This is a genomic window from Allobosea sp. RAF48 (assembly GCF_052114025.1).
Taxonomy (GTDB): Bacteria; Pseudomonadota; Alphaproteobacteria; order Rhizobiales; family Beijerinckiaceae; genus Allobosea.
The window spans coordinates 142,175-159,553 of sequence record NZ_JBFRDZ010000011.1 but is presented as its reverse complement, the minus strand read 5'-3'; the positions used below and the strand labels follow the sequence as shown (position 1 = coordinate 159,553).

The following is a 17,379-nucleotide window of genomic DNA, read 5'->3' as shown; positions in this document are numbered from 1 at the left end:
ACCGGCCGGATATCCGGCGCGGCACGTACCTCATCCGCAACGGCGCGGTCATGACCGTCGACCCCACGCTCGGCACGCTGCCGAAAGGAGACGTCCTGGTCCGTGAGGGCGTCATCGAAAGGATCGGCCAGGGGCTCGAGGCACCCGGAGCCGAGATCATCGACGCCAGCGATATGATCGTTATGCCCGGCCTGATCGATACGCATTACCACATGTGGAGCGCGCTCGGTCGCAACTTTCCGGGTGACAACGGCTTCAGCTACTTTCCCGCGAAGAACGCCATTTCTCCGCACCTCTCGCCGCAGGACGGCTACAACAGCGTCATGCTCGGGCTGGTCGAGCTCGCCAACAACGGCGTCACGACGGTCCATAACTGGTCGAACAATACCCGCTCGGCCGCTCATGCCGATGCCGAGCTGACGGCACATCGCGACTCGCTGCTTCGGGCGCGCTTCGCCTACGGGCACCCCGATCTGCTGGATGCCAGCAAGCCCTTCGCCTATGACGACATCCTGCGCACGCGGGACAAGTGGTTCGGCGCCGGCTCCCAGATGGACGGGCTCGTCCATTTCGCGGTCAACCTGCGGGGAATGGGTCCGAGCAAGCCCGAGACCTTCCACGAAGAGATGCAATGGGTGCTGAAGAACGGCCTGCGCGTAGCCACCCATGCCGGCCAATCGCCGCCGAACCTCAACAATGCCGCCGATTTCGAGCAGCGCGGCTATCTCGGGCCCAACTTCCTCTTCTGCCATTATGTGCCGGGCACCGAGGCGGATTTCGAAGTCCTGGCGCGGACGAAAACGCCTCTCAGCTTTGCGACGATATCGGAAATGCGGCTGGGGCGCGCCGGTGACTACCGCGCTGCTCTCATGCTCATGCGCAAGGCCGGCGTGATGCTGTCGCTCTCGGTCGACGCGAGCCTGATCGGCACGCCGAACATGTTCGAGATCATGCGCATGACCTGGAATCTCGGCGTTCCCTGGCAGGGCACGCCATCGGCCGGCCAGAAGCCGATCGAATTCGCCGAGGTGATCCGGATGGCCACGATCAACGGCGCGACCAGCCTCGGCCTGGGCGATGTCACGGGCTCCCTGACCCCCGGGAAGCGGGCCGACATCATCCTGCTGCGGGCGAACGACCTCAACATGGCGCCGCTCGGCCAGATCGAGACCACGGTGGTGCAATCGGCCGATCCGTCCAATGTCGATACGGTCATGATAGACGGACGCATCGTCAAGCGCGCCGGGCGCCTGGTGGGCTATGACGTTGCCAAGATCATCGCCGACGGGAAGGACTCCGCCCGCAAGCTGCGCAAGCAGGCCGGCGGCGTCCTGCTGCAGACATGCCCGGATTGCGGCTGAGCGGAAATGGCGGGAGCGCCTTCGGGCGCTCCCGCATCCGGCTCACTCGATTCCGAGCTTCCTCTTCAGGATCTCGTTCAGTGCCTGCGGGTTGGCCTTGCCGCCCGAGGCCTTCATCGCCTGACCGACGAACCAGCCGAGCATGGTTGGCTTGGCCTTGACCTGCTCGACCTTGTCGGGATTGGCGGCGATCAGGTCGTCCACCGCCTTCTCGATGGCGCCGGTGTCCGTGACCTGCTTCATGCCGCGGGCCTCGACGATCGCACGCGGATCGCCCCCCTCGGTCCAGAGGATCTCGAACAGATCCTTGGCGATGCGCCCCGAGATCACGCCCTCTCCGATCAGGTCGACGAGGCCGCCGAGCTGGGCGGCCGAGACCGGCGAGGTCGTGATGTCCTTGCCTTCCTTGTTGAGGCGGCCGAACAGCTCGTTGATGACCCAGTTGGCCGCAGCCTTGCCGTCGCGGCCCTTGGCCACCGCCTCGAAGTAGTCGGCCTGGTCACGCTCGGCGACGAGCACCGAGGCATCATAGGGCGAGAGCCCGTAAGTCGCGATGAAGCGGGCCTTCTTGGCATCCGGTAACTCCGGCAGCGCGCCCTTCAGACTCTCGACGAAGGCATCGTCGAATTCGAGCGGCAGCAGGTCCGGATCTGGGAAATAGCGGTAGTCGTGCGCCTCCTCCTTGGAGCGCATCGAGCGCGTCTCACCCTTGCCGGGATCGTAGAGGCGCGTCTCCTGGTCGATGGTGCCGCCATCCTCGATGATGCCGATCTGGCGGCGCGCCTCGGTCTCGACCGCCTGGCCGATGAAGCGGATCGAGTTGACGTTCTTGATCTCGCAGCGCGTGCCGAGAGCGTCGCCGGGCTTGCGCACCGAGACGTTCACGTCGGCGCGGAGATTGCCCTTCTCCATGTCGCCGTCGCAGGTGCCGAGATAGCGCAGGATGGTGCGCAGCTTCGAGACATAGGCCTTCGCCTCGTCCGCCGAGCGCAGGTCGGGCTTGGAGACGATCTCCATCAGCGCGACGCCCGAGCGGTTGAGGTCGACGAAGCTCATCGTGGGATGCTGGTCATGGATCGACTTGCCGGCATCCTGCTCCAGATGCAGCCGCTCGATGCCGACGGTGATCTGCTCGGTGGGCGAGAGATCGACGACGATCTCGCCCTCGCCCACGATCGGGCTCTTGTACTGGCTGATCTGGTAGCCCTGCGGCAGGTCGGGGTAGAAATAGTTCTTGCGGTCGAAGACCGAGCGGTTGTTGATCTGCGCGTTCAGGCCAAGACCGGTGCGCACCGCCTGGCGAACACATTCGGCGTTGATCACCGGCAGCATGCCGGGCATGGCAGCATCGACGAGGCTGACATGCTCGTTCGGCTCGGCGCCGAAACCGGTCGAGGCGCCGGAGAACAGCTTGGCGTTGGAGGTGACCTGGGCATGGATTTCCATGCCGATCACCACTTCCCAATCACCAGTCGCGCCCTTGATAAGCTTCTTCGGGTCGGCGGGGCGGGCATGCACGTTCATCTGTGGTCTTCCGGCTGCTAGAGCCGGATCCGATCGGGTTGAAACCTGATCGGTGAATCCGTCTCTAAGATGATATTAGAGAACGCGTGACCCGATCAGATTGCAACGCAATCTGATCGGCGCGCGCTCTTGGTCGCCTACGCGTTACGATGTCGGCGGCCTTGCGGCAAGCATCCGTTGCCTCGCATGGCCGCCCTGAAACCCCGCGGCATGGTGCAGCGCCGTTGCGCTCCTGCAACCAGATGGCGGGAATATGGCTTATCTGGCGCAATATCGCATTTCTTGACGGGTGATGGATCTTGACATTCGTCAGCCATCATCCCTTTTAGCGCCAAAGGTCGCAAAACCGGCTATGGTTGCGCCGCCTGTCATTCGGAGTTCCGTCATGTCACGCAGCCGTTTCATCGGCCTGGTGCTTACCTCTATTGCTACGTCGACCGTCCTCACCACGTTCGACGTCGCTGCCCAGGGAGCTCCGCCGGCCCCTCCGGTTCAGGTCGCGACCCCTCTCGCCAAGCGCATCACCAACTGGGACGAGTTCACCGGCCGCTTCGAAGCGAGCGAGCAGGTCGAGGTCCGCGCCCGCGTGTCCGGCTTCATCGACAGCGTGCACTTCCCTGACGGCTCGCTCGTCCAGAAGGGCGATCTGCTCTTTACCATCGATCAGCGGCCTTACAAACTGGCCGTCGACGTGGCCCGCGCCGACGTCACCCGCGCCAAGGCCCAGGTCGAGCTCTCGCAGAACGAGGTCGATCGCGCCGAGGGCCTGACCCAGAACCGCACCATCACGGCCCGCGACGTCGACCAGCGCCGCGCCAACCTCAACAGTGCGGTCGGATCGCTTCAGGGCGCCGAGGCCAATCTCAAGAACGCCGAGCTCAACCTCGAATGGACCGAGGTGCGGGCGCCGCTGGCCGGCCGCATCTCGAACCGCCGCGTCGACCCGGGTAACCTGATCGCCGGCGGCCAGTCGGGCGCGACGCTGCTGACGACCATCGTCGCGGTCTCGCCGATCTACTTCACCTTCGACGTCTCGGAGGCCGACTTCCTGCGCTACTCCCGCATGGCCAGCCTGCGCGACGGCTCGGGCAAGGATGCCGGCGTCCCGGTCGAAGTGAAGCTGTCGGACGAAACCAAATGGGGCCGCCGCGGCAAGGTCAACTTCGTCGACAACGCCGTGAACGCGCGTTCGGCCACGATCCGCGGCCGCGCCGTCTTCGACAACAAGGACCAGTTCCTGACGCCCGGCGTGTTCGGCCGCCTGCGCTTCTTCGCCGGTGAATCCGATGCGCTGCTCGTGCCCGACACCGTGATCGCCTCGGACCAGGCCAGCAAGATCGTGCTGACTGTCGGCCCGGAGAACAAGGTCGTGCCGAAATCGGTCGTGCTCGGACCGATCAGCGAGGGCCTCAGGGTGATCCGTTCCGGCCTGTCGACCGAGGACAAGGTCATCGTCGGCGGCAACGCCAATCCGATGGTCCGTCCGGGCGTCGCGGTGACGCCGCAGCCGGGCGAGATCAAGGTCGCGACGACGAACTGAATGCCTCCCGCGCCGACTTTCCCGAAAGCCGGCGCCCGCTTCTGGCGCCTCAACCACGCCCGACATTGAAACACGGGCGCCACCGGGCGCCCGCCCGCCTTTATCCGGACAGGACATTTCCATGTTCCGCTTCGCCCATTTCTTCATCGACCGGCCGATCTTCGCCACCGTTCTCTCGGTGCTGCTGACGATCGCCGGTGCCATCGCCCAGCGCTCGCTGCCGATCTCCGAATATCCCGAGATCGCGCCGCCAACCGTCTCGATCACCGCGACCTATCCCGGCGCCTCGGCCGAGGTCGTCGCCGCCACGGTGGCGACGCCGATCGAGCAGGAGGTCAACGGCGTCGACGACATGCTCTACATCACGTCGCAGTCGACCGGCGACGGGCGAGTGACGATCAACATCGTGTTCAAGGCCGGCGTCGATGTCGACCAGGCGCAGGTGCTGGTGCAGAACCGCGTCTCGCAGGCCGAGGCGCGCCTGCCGCAAGACGTACGCGCACTCGGCATCCAGGTTCGCAAGGCCTCGCCCGACTTCCTGATGGTCATCAACATGATCTCGCCGGACGGGTCGCGCGACGCGCAGTACATCTCGAACTATGCCTCGCTCTACGTGAAGGACGTGCTCACCCGCGTCGACGGCGTCGGCGACGTGCAGGTCTTCGGTGCGCGCGACTTCTCGATGCGCATCTGGCTCGACCCGGCCAAGGTCGCAGCACGCAACCTGACGGCGGGCGACGTCGTCGCAGCGCTCAGGGCCGCAAACGTGCAGGTCGCGGCCGGCGCGCTCAACCAGCCTCCCGCGAAGTCGGACGAGGCCTTCCAGTTTTCGGTCAACACGCTCGGCCGCCTGACCGACGTCTCGGAATTCGAAAACATCGTCGTGCGCTCCGATGCGGATGGCGGCACGATCCGCGTGCGTGACATCGCCCGCGTCGAACTCGGCTCGCAGGACTACACCACCAACGCCTATCTGGATAACAAGAACACCGTCGCCATCGGCGTCTTCCAGCGGCCGGGCTCCAACGCGCTCGCGACCTCGGACAAGCTGATCGCGACGATGGGCGAGATGGCCAAGCAATTCCCCGTCGGCCTCGAGCACCGCATCATCTACAACCCGACCGAGTTCATCGGCGAATCCGTCGACGCGGTGGTGCATACGCTGCTCGAGGCTATCGTGCTCGTCGTCATCGTGGTGATCCTGTTCCTGCAGACCTGGCGCGCCGCGATCATCCCGATCGTCGCGATCCCGGTCTCGCTGGTCGGCACCTTCCTGGTGATGAGCGCGGTCGGCATCTCCTTCAACACGATCTCGCTGCTGGCGCTGGTTCTGGCCATCGGCATCGTCGTCGACGACGCGATCGTCGTGGTGGAGAATGTCGAGCGCTATCTTGCCGAGGGCCTCACGCCCAAGGAAGCCGCTCACAAGACCATGGACGAGGTCGGCGGCGCGCTGCTGGCGATTGCGCTCGTGCTCTGCGCGGTGTTCATCCCGACTGCCTTCATCAGCGGCCTGCAAGGCACCTTCTACCAGCAGTTCGCGGTGACGATCGCGGCCTCGACCGCGATCTCCTGCTTCGTCTCTTTGACGCTCTCGCCGGCGATGTCGGCGGTGCTGCTCAAGCCGCACAAGAAGCATGACGAGCACGAGCAGCACGGCTTCCTCTACAAGCTGGGCGCACCGGTCCGCTGGTTCTTCCACTATTTCAACGCCGGCTTCGATTGGCTGTCGCGCACCTATGGGCGCGTCACCTCCAGGCTCATCCGCATCGCGGTGATCCTGCTGATCGTCTATTCCGGCCTGATCGCGGCGACCGTCTGGGACATCCGCCGGACGCCGACCGGCCTCGTGCCGCAGCTCGACCGCGGCTATTTCATCGCCGTGATCCAGCTGCCGCCCGGCTCCTCGCTGGAGCGCACGGACGCGGTGCTGCGCAAGGCCAACGAGATCCTGCTGTCGCGACCGGGCGTCGCCCATACCGTCGCCTTCGCCGGTCTCGACGGCGCGACCTTCACCATCGCGCCGAACACCGGCGTGGCCTTCGTCACACTCGCGCCGTTCAAGGACCGCGAGAAACAGGGGCTGACGACGCAGGGCATCTTCGCCGACCTCCGGCAACAGATGTTCGGCATCTCGGAAGCGTTCACCCTGCTGATCGAGCCGCCGGCCATCCCGGGCATCGGCACCGGCGGCGGCCTGAAGGGCTATGTGCAGGATCGTGGCGGACGCGGGCTCGCCGCACTTGAAGGCGCCGCCTGGATCGTCGCCGGCTCGGCCGGGCAGGTCCCGGGCATCCAGCAGCCCTTCACGCTGTTCTCGACCAAGACGCCGCAGATCTACGCCGATATCGATCGCACCAAGGCGGAGATGCTCGGCGTGCCGATCACACGCATCTTCGAGACGCTGTCGGTCTATATGGGCTCGGCCTATATCAACGACTTCAACCTGCTGGGCCGCACCTATCGCGTCACCGCACAGGCGGATAACCCCTTCCGCCTGACCACGCGCGACGTCGCCAATCTCAAGACCCGCAACGCGGATGGCGAGATGGTGCCGATCGGCTCGATCGCATCCTTCCACGATACGACCGGCGCCTATCGCGTGCCGCGCTACAACCTCTATCCGGCAGCCGAAGTGCAGCTCTCGATGGCGCATGGCTTCTCGACCGGCCAGGGCATCGCGGCGGTCGAGAAGATCGCGGCGGAGCGGCTTCCGGCGGGCTTCGGCTTCGAGTGGACGGAGATCGCGCTGCAGGAGAAGCTCGCGGGCAATACGGCGATCATCGCCTTCGGCCTCGCGGTGGTGTTCGTCTTCCTGCTGCTCGCGGCGCTCTACGAGAGCTGGCTCCTGCCGCTCTCGGTCATCCTGATCGTGCCGATGTGTATCCTGGCGGCGATGTTCGGGGTGAACTACGCCAATCTCGACCGCAACATCCTGGTCGATATCGGCCTCGTGGTGCTCGTCGGCCTCGCCGCGAAGAACGCGATCCTCATCGTCGAGTTCGCCAAGCAAGCTGAGGACGAAGGCATGCATCGCCGCGATGCGGCGATCGCCGCCGCCCGGACCCGCCTGCGGCCGATCCTGATGACCTCGATGGCCTTCATCCTCGGCGTGCTGCCGTTGACGATCTCGGTCGGCGCCGGCGCGGAGATGCGCCAGGCGATGGGTATCGCGGTGTTCTCCGGCATGCTGGGCGTCACCTTCTTCGGCCTGATCTTCACGCCGGTGTTCTACGTGATGGTGCGCTGGCTGGCGGAGCTGGGTGGCAAGAAGCGCAAGGCGCAGGCAGCACAGCAGCAGCCGACCAGAGCGCATGGCTGAAGGTGACGGCGGCGGCTTTCCAGCCACCGCCCTGCCCCGACGGCAGACACGAAAAAGGGCCGCTCGCGCGGCCCTTTTTCTTTTCCTGAGGCGTCATTCTCGGGCGGAGCGAAGCGCAGACCCGAGAATCTCATGACGAGACGGCGAAGAGCCTCCTTAGGCCCGAAATGCTCGGGTCAAGCCCGAACATGACGGCGGCGCCCCTCAGCCCCACCAGCGCTCGGAAACCGGGAAGCGGCCGGCAGCCTGCTCGATCACCTCGCCGAGCGAGAACAGCGTCTCCTCGTCGAAGGGGCGGCCGATGAGCTGCAGGCCAAGCGGCAACCCCTGCGCGTCGAGGCCGGCGGGCACGGCGATGCCGGGCAGGCCAGCCATGTTCACGGTCACGGTGAAGACGTCGTTGAGATACATCTCGACCGGATCGGCCGAACCCTTCTCACCGATCCCGAAGGCGGCGGAAGGCGTCGCAGGCGTCAGCACCGCGTCGATGCCCTGCGCATAGACCGTCTCGAAGTCGCGCTTGATCAGCGTGCGAACCTTCTGGGCGCGCAGGTAGTAAGCGTCGTAATAGCCGGCCGAGAGGACGTAGGTGCCGATCATGATGCGGCGCTTGACCTCGGCGCCGAAGCCGGCGGCGCGGGTCTTCTCGTACATCTCGACGATGTCCTTGCCCTGCTCGCGCAGGCCGTAGCGGACGCCGTCATAGCGGGCGAGGTTCGAGGAGGCCTCGGCCGGCGCGACGATGTAGTAGGCCGGCAGCGCGTATTTCGTATGCGGCAGCGAGATCTCGACGATCTCGGCGCCGGCGGCCTTGAGCCATTCGATGCCCTTCTGCCAGAGTGCGTCGATCTCGGGGTTCAGACCCTCGAGCCGGTATTCACGGGGAATGCCGATCTTCATGCCCTTCACAGAGCGGCCGACAGACATCTCGTAGTCAGGCACAGGCGTATTGACCGAGGTCGTGTCCTTCGGATCATGTCCCGCCATCGAACGCAGCATCACGGCGCAGTCGCGCACGCTCTTGCCGATCGGCCCAGCCTGGTCGAGCGAGGAGGCGAAGGCGACGATACCCCAGCGCGAGCAGCGGCCATAGGTCGGCTTGATGCCGACCGTACCGGTGAAGGCGGCCGGCTGGCGGATCGAGCCGCCGGTGTCGGTCGCGGTCGCGGCAAGGCAGAGATCGGCGGCGACGGCCGCGGCCGAACCGCCCGACGAGCCGCCGGGCACGAGGTGGTTGCCCTCGACGGCCCCGCCCTGCCCGGCTCCGACGTTGGACCCCTCACGGCGCCACGGGTTCACGACATTCCCGAAAGCCGAGGTCTCGTTCGACGAGCCCATGGCGAACTCGTCATTGTTGAGCTTGCCGAGCATCACCGCGCCGTCGCGCCAGAGCTGGCTGGAGACGGTCGACTCATAGCCCGGCACGAAATTGCCGAGGATGTTCGAGCAGGCGGTGGTACGCACGCCCTTGGTCGCGAACAGGTCCTTGATACCGAGCGGCAGGCCCTCGAGCGGTCCGCCCTGCCCCTTGGCAAGCTTCTCGTCGGAAGCGGCGGCCTGCTTCAGGGCGTGCTCGGGTGTTTCCAGCACATAGGCATTGAGGGCGCGGGCCTTCTCGACGGCGGCGATATGGGCCTTCGCGAGCTCGGTCGCAGAGAAGGTCTTGGCTTTCAGGCCGTCGCGGGCCTCGGTCAGCGTCAGGCGGGTGAGATCGGTCACGGTTTCAATTCCGTTCTGCATGCGGATGGCGATCCCGGATGGCGCTTCGCCTCCGGGATGATCGAACAGGCGCGCCTCGCGCTTATTCGATCACCTTCGGCACCATGAAATAGTTGTCCTCGGAAACCGGGGCGTTGGCGACGATCATGTCGGCGATCTCGCCGTCGTTCACCACGTCCTCGCGCTGCTTCATCGCCATCGGCGTCACCGAGGTCATCGGCTCGACGCCGTCAACATTCACCTCGTTGAGTTGCTCGACGAAGCCGAGAATGGCGTTGAGCTCGCCTTGCAGCTTGGGCAGATCGGCCTCCGGCACGGCGATGCGCGCGAGATGCGCGACGCGTTTGACGGTGGCGAGATCGACCGACATGGCGGACTCCTGACAAAGGCGCTGCTGGCGCCGGAAACGGTTCGCCGCGCTATAGCAGATGGCGGCGCGTAAGTAAGGGCTAAGACGAAGCGCGTGATGGTCGGGCTTGCCCCGACCATCTCTCTATTCAGAGATTCTTGGCTCTCCGTTGCGCTCCGGCGGAGAACGACGGCGAGATCAGATCGCGAAAGCCTCGCCCTTCTTCGGCAGGACGACCTCGATGCCGCTGCCCTGCATGCCAGCGACGAAGGTGTCGGCGTTCTGGTCGATGATCGGGAAGGTGCCGTAATGGCTGGGGATCGCGACCTTCGGCTTGACGAAGCGGGTCATGGCGAGCGCGGCGACCTTGCCGCCCATGGTGAAGCGGTCGCCGATCGGGCAGATGCAGGCCTCGACGCCATGGATCTCGCTGAGCAGGGCCATGTCGGAGAAGATGTCGGTGTCGCCCATATGCCAGAGCGCTTTCTCACCCCTGGCCTTGATGATCGCTCCGTTGGCGCTGCCGACCGGAACGTTGACGCCGCCCTCGCCCATACCGGCCGAGTGATCGGCGCGGACAAGCGTGACGCTGAACGGGCCGAGGTCGACCGCGCCGCCGGTATTCATCGGCTGGAAGCTCTTCAGCCCTTGCGAGGCCAGATGCATGGCGAGATCGTAGTTGGTGATGACGGTCGCGCCGGTCTTGCCCGCGATGTCGAGCGTATCGCCGACATGGTCGCCATGGCCGTGGGTGACGACGATGTGGCTCACGCCCTTGGAGATCGCGGCGATATCGCCCTCGAAGGCTGGATTCCCCGTGAAGAACGGGTCGATCAGGATGGCGGCGCCGTCGATGTCGACGCGGAAGGCGGAGTGGCCGTACCAGGTGAGTTTCATGCGAAGGCTCCGGAAACGTACGGGTCAATCAAGATGCGTGATCGGATATAGATCATTCCAATCGGGGTTGGCACGTTCGATGAGAGCGACCTTCCAATTCCGCTGCCAATGCTTGACGCGCTTTTCCTGGGCAATGGCTTCCGCGGGATCGTCGTAGTGCTCAGCATAGACCAGGCGCGTGACGCCATAACGTCTCGCAAATTCTGAACCGCGGCCGCCCCGATGCTCCTCGACGCGGCGGGATAGTTGATTGGTCACACCGACATAGAGCGTGCCGTTCTTTTGGCTTGCGAGAATATAGAACCACATCCCCACCCCACATGCGGGTCATCCCGGGCGCAGCGAAGCGTAGACCCGGGATCCATGCCGGAATCTGACAAGAACGGGCTCGGCAGACAACTCAGAAGGTTCCGGCATGGATCCCGGGTCGGCGCGGCTTCGCCGCTTGCCCGGGATGACCCGCGTTGAGGAAGTATCGACAAGCTGGAACAGCCCGTGCAGGTTCGTGCGATGATGCCAGACAGAAATATCCCCATGACCGACGCCGCCACACTCGCCCGCCGGATCGCCCAGGGCCATGGCGACGAGCCGGCCGATCTCGTCATCAAGGGCGCGAAGCTTCTCGATCTCGTCACTGGTGCGCTGGTCGACAGCGACATCGCCATCTGCGGCGACACCATCGTCGGGACCTATGGCAACTACGAAGGCAAGCGCGTCATCGACGCCAAGGGCCTCATCGCCGTGCCCGGCTTCATCGACACGCATCTGCATATCGAATCCTCGCTGGTGACGCCGCTCGAATTCGAGCGCTGCGTGCTGCCGCATGGCGTCACCACGGCGATCTGCGACCCGCACGAGATATCCAATGTACTGGGCGCCGAGGGCATCCGCTATTTCCTCGCCTGCGCCGAGGCTATGCGGATGGATCTGCGCGTCAATTTGTCGAGCTGCGTGCCGGCCACCCATCTGGAAACCGCCGGCGCCCGGCTCGAGGCCGGCGATCTGACACCGATGATGGACCATCCGAAGGTGATCGGGCTCGCCGAGTTCATGAACTTCCCCGGCGTGATCCATCGCGATCCCGCTTGCCTCGCCAAGCTGGAGGCCTTCTCCCATCGCCATATCGACGGCCACGCACCCCTGGTGCGCGGCATGGACCTCAACGCGTATCTCGCCGCCGGCATCCGCACCGACCACGAGACGACGACCGCCGACGAAGCCCGCGAAAAGCTCGCCAAGGGCATGGCAATCCTGATCCGCGAGGGCTCGGTCTCGAAGGACCTGCATCAGCTGATCTCGCTGATCTCGCGCGATGCCTCGCCCTTCCTCGCCTTCTGCACCGATGATCGCAACCCGCTCGACATCGGCGAGGAAGGCCATCTCGACTACATGATCCGCACCGCCATCGCCGAGGGCGCGGATATGCTGGCGACCTACCGCATAGCCTCGCTCTCGGCGGCGCGGAATTTCGGGCTGTTCGACCGCGGCTTCATCGGGCCGGGCAAACGCGCCGATATCGTGCTGGTCGAAGACCTCGCCGCCTGCTCGGTGAAGCAGGTGCTGACCGGGGGGCGGCTGGTGGAGGAGGCGCTGTTCGCGGATCGCAGAAGCATCGCGCCGGTCGGGCTCGGCAGCGTGAAGTGCCGGCCCGTCACGCCGGCATCCTTCCGGGCCCAGGCCCGGGACGGCGAGACGCCGGTGATCGGGGTGGTGCCGGGGCGGATCATCACCGAGCGGTTGTCGATGTCCCTGCCCTCGCGCGATGGCGAAGCGCTGCCCGATCTCGCGCTGGATGCGATCAAGGTCACCGTCGTCGAGCGTCACGGCAAGAACGGCGGCATCGCCACCGGCTTCGTCCACGGCTTCGGTATGAAGCGCGGCGCCATCGCCTCCTCGGTCGGGCATGACAGCCACAATCTCTGCGTGGTTGGGGTGGACGATGCGTCGATGGCGGCGGCGGCCAACCGGCTGATCGAGATCGGCGGCGGCTTCGCCGTGGCGGATGATGGCAAGGTCACCGCGGAGCTGGCGCTGCCGGTCGCCGGGCTGATGAGCGAGCAGCCCTTCGAGGCTGTGCGCCACGATCTGGAAGACTTGCGCGCCGCGGCGAAGGCGCTCGGCGTCGTGCTGGCCGAGCCCTTCCTGCAGGTGGCCTTCCTGACGCTGCCGGTGATTCCGCACCTCAAGATCACCGACAAGGGGCTCGTCGATGTCGATCGCTTCGATTTCGTGTGAAGCTTCGCGACGTCATGCTCGGGCTTGACCCGAGCATCTCGGAAACCGCCGTCTTCTCGTCCTGAGATTCTCGGGTCTGCGCTTCGCTGCGCCCGAGAATGACACCAACCCGCCGCTAGATCCTCTCCTCCAGCGCCGCCATGACCTTCTCGGCGACGAGGCCGGAGACGCGGCCGTTCGACTCCACCGTGTTGCCGGCGATATGCGGGGTCAGGATCAGGTTGGGCGCACCCGCGAAGACCTTGGCCGCGTCCTTGCCGAGCGGCTCCTGCTCATAGACATCGATCGCCGCGCCGCCGAGCTTGCCGGCCTTGAGCGCCTTGACCAAAGCCACCTCGTCCATGATGCCGCCGCGCGCGGTGTTGATCAGGATGGCGTCCGGCTTCATGCGGGCGAAGGCCTTCGCGTCGATCATGCCGCGGGTTTCCGAGGTCAGCGGGACATGCAGGCTGATGACGTCGGCCTCTGCCAGCAATTCGTCGAGTTCCAGCCGCCGGACGCCGCTCCAGGCCGGGTCGTCGGCAGGCAGGCGCGGATGAAAGGCGGCGACCTCCATTCCAACAGCGCGGGCATGATGAGCGACGTCGCGTGCGATGGCGCCGAAGCCGACGAGGCCCATCAGCTTGCCGGCGATCTCGCGGCCGATCAACTTGGTCTTGGGGAATTCGCCGGAGACCATCGCGGCATTGGCGAAATATGCGCCGCGCAGCAGGGTCATCGTCGTGCCGATGACATATTCGACGACGGACAGGCTGTTGGCGCCGGTCGCCGGGAAGACGCGGATGCCGCGAGCCGCGCAGGCTTCCATGTCGAGATTGTCGAGGCCGACGCCGAGGCGGCCGATCACCTTCAGCGCCCTCGCCGCCTCCAGCACCTTGCCGCGGACCTGAGTCTGGTTGCGCACGATTACGGCCGGGACGTCGGCGACGAGCCGCGCCATCTCGTCCGGGCTGGCATAGAGCTCGGGATCGTAGTGGACCGCGAAGCGCGCCTTGAGATTGGCGACAGCGGTGTCGTCCATGAATTCGGTGATGACGATGTCGGTCATGGGGCGGTGCTGACGATGAAACGAAGGCGTGGATCGGGGCTATAGAGCGGCGCGACGAAAGTCTCGACCAGCCGGCCGCCGTTCTTCTCGATGATGCGGCGCGAGGCGTGGTTCTCGACGTCGCAGGTGATGGAAATTTCCGGCAGCCCGGCCTCGCGCGCGACGCTGAGCATCGCAGCGAGCGCGGCGGTGGCATAACCACGGCCGGCGAAGGCCGGCAGGATGGTGTAGCCGATATGTCCGAGCACATGCTCGGGCAAGGCGAACACAGCCCTGCCTTCGACATCCTCCTGCCAGCGCAGGTTGATCGAGCCGATGAAGGGCCGCTCCGGCCGGTCCTCGGCGAAGATCCAGCGCGTCGGGCCGGGAATGCGATCGACCTCGCGGCCATCCGGCAGCTTGATGCGGCCGGGACCGCCACGGGTTTCGGCGAGGAAGGCGTCCGGGTCGGCGGCGATCGCGGCGAGCTGCTCGGGCGCGACGTTGCGCGTCGTGTTCGGCGACCAGCCGCCGCGCAAGGCCGCCTGGTAGGCGTCGAGCAGGGACTTGTCGGGAACTTGCAGCGAGATCCGCGCCGGCACGGCAGGCATCCTTTTTGGGAAGAGTCCGATAGCCGGCGCGTATAGCGCGACGGCCGACGATGCGCGATGACTTCCGCGCTACAGGGAGCGGAAACCCGCCATTCCTCGCATGCATCGCAACAGGTATCGCTCGCGAGACAGCCCGGCGCGTGATACCGCCATGCCATGACCAGCGCCGTCGTCCCGCTCGAAGCCTTCCTCGACCTGCCGGCGCATGCGCGCCTGCTCGGTCTCGATCTCGGCTCCAAGACGATCGGTCTGGCGCTCTCCGATCTGGAGCGGCAGATCGCGACGCCGCTGGAGACAATCCAGCGGGTGAAGTTCGGGCTCGACGCAGCCGCGCTGCTGAAGATTGCTCAAAAGCACCAGATCGCGGGGCTGGTGATCGGCCTGCCGCTCAACATGGACGGCACGGAGGGGCCGCGCGTGCAGTCCACCCGCGCCTTCGTGCGCAACCTCGCCCCCCTCACCGATCTGCCGATCGTGTTTTGGGATGAGCGGATGTCGACGATGGCCGTGACACGCACGCTGCTCGATGCCGACGCCTCGCGCGCCAAGCGCGCGGCGGTCGTCGACAAGATGGCAGCCGCCTACATCCTGCAGGGCGCGCTCGACAGGCTGGGCCGGCTCATTCCGCTGGAAGGCGAGCAAGACGAGTTCCATTGAAAAACCGCCTCGACGAAGAATGAGGCGGCTTCCCGGAGGGCTCAGTTGAGCAGAATCCCGCGCTTGAACGCCTTCTTCTGCGCTTCGCGCTCGTTCTTGATGGCGCGCTTGCGCTCTTCCATCGTCATGCCTGCCATCGGGTCCTGCTGGCGGCGGCCGCTGTCGAAGCCGGGCCGGCGATCATTGCCCCAGTCTCCGCGGGCATCGTCGCGGCCGGAACCGCGGCGGTCGTCGCGCCAATCCCTGCGATCGTCGTTGCGCCCGTAGCCACGGCGCTCATAGCCATCGCCGGAGCGACGCTCATAGGAGCGATCATAGTTCGGGCCGGCGTAATATTGCGCTGCGGCGGGCTGAACACCGGCCCAGCCGACCATCGCCAACCCCAGCCCGGCGATCAGAGCATTTCGAAGGGACGCCATTTCAGTGATACCTCAGCCTTCCAAACATATGTGACGCTATCGTTCTGGCGTTCAATCGCGAAGATTTCCCTGACAACCCCACAAAAATAGGCCCGCGCAGATTGCGCGGGCCTTGCAAGGCACTTCAGGCCGCGACCTCAGCGATGATCGCGGAAATCATACGGCGCATAATAGCCGTAGGGCGCATAGTAGCGCTGCGGATAAGCATAGACCGGCGGCGGCGGAGCCGCGTAGTAGCCTTCATCGTAGTACGGTGCCGCATAGGCCCGGTTGTTCGCCGCGACAGCCGCCGCGCCGAGGATACCGAGGCCAACGGCCCCCGCGATCGCAGCGCCGCGCGACGGGCCACGATAGCCGTAGTAGCCGCCGCGGTACCCACCGCGGTAGCCGCGGTAGTACTGGGTATATCCGGCCTGCGCCTTGTCGAGCCGCGCCGCATCGAACAGGCGCTGCTCCTTCGCCATAGCGGGAACCGCGTAGCTGCTCACCGCCAAACCTGCGGCAGCCAGCGAGACGGCGAACTTCTTACCCAGAGAGATCATGACGGCATCTCCTTTCTCGGGACCGCCCCGAACCATGAATACAGGTTCGCTCGATCCGGTTGAATGCGACCTGAACCAATCGCGGCAGCATTGCGGCACGGACACAACGCCTCTCCGTCAACACCCTTGCCGGCTGTGGGCCGCCATGGAACAGGATCGTTCGATCCTTGTCGCTTCAACCGATGACGGGTTCCGTTGTTCCTGCCCCACTTTGCCGGCCTGCCATGCTCGATAGCCTGATCGCCGTTTTCCTCGTCATCGCGACAGGGTGGGTCCTGAAAGTCCGTAACCTCGTTTCGCCCTCGCATTGGCTGGGCGTCGAGCGCCTGACTTATCAGGTCCTTTTCCCGGCCGTCGTCATCCATACCCTCGCCATGGCCGATCTGCGCAGCGTACCGGTCATTGCCATGGGGGCGAGCCTCGTCCTTGCCATTCTCAGCGTCGCTGCGCTTCTGCTCGTGACTCGGCCGCTCCTGGCCCGAGCGGGCATCGGCGGGCCCGCCTTCACCTCGATTTTCCAGGGCTCGGTCCGCTGGAACACCTTCGTCGCACTGGCGCTCGCCGCCGGCCTGCAAGGCCGCAACGGCGCGACTCTGATGGCGATCGCCGTCGCCGCGATGATCCCCTTGCTCAACGTCATGTGCGTCGTCGTCCTCGCGCGCTTTGCCAACGGCAAACCAATGAGCGTTGGCGGCACAGTGCGCTCGATCCTGTACAACCCCTTCATCTGGTCCTCTGCCGTGGGCCTTGCCCTCAATCAGGTCCAGTGGCTGCTGCCTTCGGCTTTCACCGGCTATCTCGACGTCCTGGGGCGGGCTTCCCTCGGCATCGGCCTGCTGGTCGTAGGCTCTGCGCTCGATCTCAATCGCCTTGCGCGCCCTCGCCTGGCCCATTGGGTCGCGGCCGGGTTGAAGCTCGCGGTGATGCCGCTGGCGGCGTGGCTCTATGCCGGCTGGTTCGGCGTCACCGGCCCGGCCCTGACCATGACGATCGTCGCCGGCGCCGTCCCTACCGCGACAGCCGCCTATTTCCTCGCCCGCGATCTCGGCGGCGACGCACCGCTCATGGCCGAGATCACAACCCTTCAAACCCTGCTGGCACTCGCAACGCTTCCAGTCGCCGTACTCCTGCTGACGTAAGCAAGCAGAGCTTGAAATTTTCAAGAGAATACAATTT

Annotated in this window: 15 protein-coding genes; 6 read left to right on the top strand and 9 right to left on the bottom strand. The window is 65.5% G+C overall.

Going from position 1 to position 17,379, the window contains the following annotated elements:
* Positions 1 to 50: 50 nt before the first annotated feature.
* The gene (locus AB4Z10_RS19830) at positions 51 to 1,361 is read left to right on the top strand and encodes an amidohydrolase family protein (protein ID WP_441472104.1); all 1,311 of its coding nucleotides are present in this window, start codon (positions 51 to 53) and stop codon (positions 1,359 to 1,361) included.
* Between the two features lie 42 nt (positions 1,362 to 1,403).
* Here the strand turns inward: AB4Z10_RS19830 and gatB are convergent, their stop codons facing one another.
* Positions 1,404 to 2,885, bottom strand: coding sequence for an Asp-tRNA(Asn)/Glu-tRNA(Gln) amidotransferase subunit GatB (gene gatB / locus AB4Z10_RS19825; RefSeq protein WP_441472103.1), 1,482 nt, complete (start codon positions 2,883 to 2,885; stop codon positions 1,404 to 1,406).
* A 385-nt stretch (positions 2,886 to 3,270) separates the two neighbouring features.
* On the opposite strand from gatB, the gene AB4Z10_RS19820 reads away from it, so the two are divergent.
* Entirely contained in the window at positions 3,271 to 4,425 is a 1,155-nt protein-coding gene (locus AB4Z10_RS19820; protein WP_441472102.1) for an efflux RND transporter periplasmic adaptor subunit, read from the top strand.
* 121 nt (positions 4,426 to 4,546) lie between these two features.
* Positions 4,547 to 7,747, top strand: coding sequence for an efflux RND transporter permease subunit (locus AB4Z10_RS19815; RefSeq protein ID WP_441472101.1), 3,201 nt, complete (start codon positions 4,547 to 4,549; stop codon positions 7,745 to 7,747).
* 204 nt (positions 7,748 to 7,951) lie between these two features.
* On the opposite strand, the gene gatA is transcribed toward AB4Z10_RS19815, so the two are convergent.
* From gatA to AB4Z10_RS19795, 4 genes are all read right to left on the bottom strand, one after another.
* Positions 7,952 to 9,466, bottom strand: coding sequence for an Asp-tRNA(Asn)/Glu-tRNA(Gln) amidotransferase subunit GatA (gene gatA, locus AB4Z10_RS19810; protein ID WP_441472128.1), 1,515 nt, complete (start codon positions 9,464 to 9,466; stop codon positions 7,952 to 7,954).
* A gap of 82 nt (positions 9,467 to 9,548) precedes the next feature.
* Positions 9,549 to 9,836 (bottom strand): Asp-tRNA(Asn)/Glu-tRNA(Gln) amidotransferase subunit GatC, encoded by a 288-nt coding sequence (gene gatC, locus AB4Z10_RS19805; RefSeq protein WP_441472100.1) that lies wholly within the window; start codon positions 9,834 to 9,836, stop codon positions 9,549 to 9,551.
* A 177-nt stretch (positions 9,837 to 10,013) separates the two neighbouring features.
* A complete protein-coding gene (locus tag AB4Z10_RS19800) occupies positions 10,014 to 10,712 on the bottom strand; it encodes a metal-dependent hydrolase (RefSeq protein ID WP_441472099.1) in 699 nt (232 codons plus the stop codon).
* 24 nt (positions 10,713 to 10,736) lie between these two features.
* Entirely contained in the window at positions 10,737 to 11,021 is a 285-nt protein-coding gene (locus tag AB4Z10_RS19795; protein WP_441472098.1) for a GIY-YIG nuclease family protein, read from the bottom strand.
* Positions 11,022 to 11,246: 225 nt separating this feature from the next.
* Here AB4Z10_RS19795 and ade point away from each other — a divergent pair, with 225 nt between their 5' ends.
* A complete protein-coding gene (gene ade, locus AB4Z10_RS19790; protein ID WP_441472097.1) occupies positions 11,247 to 12,947 on the top strand; it encodes an adenine deaminase in 1,701 nt (566 codons plus the stop codon).
* A gap of 115 nt (positions 12,948 to 13,062) precedes the next feature.
* Here the strand turns inward: ade and AB4Z10_RS19785 are convergent, their stop codons facing one another.
* A complete protein-coding gene (locus tag AB4Z10_RS19785; protein ID WP_441472096.1) occupies positions 13,063 to 13,995 on the bottom strand; it encodes a hydroxyacid dehydrogenase in 933 nt (310 codons plus the stop codon).
* Positions 13,992 to 14,576: a GNAT family N-acetyltransferase gene (locus AB4Z10_RS19780; RefSeq protein ID WP_441472095.1), complete on the bottom strand. Its 585-nt coding sequence runs from the start codon at positions 14,574 to 14,576 to the stop codon at positions 13,992 to 13,994. Before AB4Z10_RS19780 ends, AB4Z10_RS19785 begins: the two co-directional genes overlap by 4 nt.
* Positions 14,577 to 14,741: 165 nt before the next feature.
* Between AB4Z10_RS19780 and ruvX the strand changes: the two genes are divergently transcribed.
* Complete coding sequence (gene ruvX / locus AB4Z10_RS19775; RefSeq protein WP_441472094.1) at positions 14,742 to 15,242, top strand: Holliday junction resolvase RuvX; 501 nt, start codon at positions 14,742 to 14,744, stop codon at positions 15,240 to 15,242.
* 41 nt (positions 15,243 to 15,283) lie between these two features.
* On the opposite strand, the gene AB4Z10_RS19770 is transcribed toward ruvX, so the two are convergent.
* Together AB4Z10_RS19770 and AB4Z10_RS19765 are read right to left on the bottom strand one after the other, a co-directional pair.
* Positions 15,284 to 15,661, bottom strand: coding sequence for a hypothetical protein (locus AB4Z10_RS19770; protein ID WP_441472093.1), 378 nt, complete (start codon positions 15,659 to 15,661; stop codon positions 15,284 to 15,286).
* A gap of 137 nt (positions 15,662 to 15,798) precedes the next feature.
* Positions 15,799 to 16,203 (bottom strand): hypothetical protein, encoded by a 405-nt coding sequence (locus AB4Z10_RS19765; protein ID WP_441472092.1) that lies wholly within the window; start codon positions 16,201 to 16,203, stop codon positions 15,799 to 15,801.
* Between the two features lie 224 nt (positions 16,204 to 16,427).
* Between AB4Z10_RS19765 and AB4Z10_RS19760 the strand changes: the two genes are divergently transcribed.
* Entirely contained in the window at positions 16,428 to 17,342 is a 915-nt protein-coding gene (locus AB4Z10_RS19760) for an AEC family transporter (protein WP_441472091.1), read from the top strand.
* Positions 17,343 to 17,379: the final 37 nt, after the last annotated feature.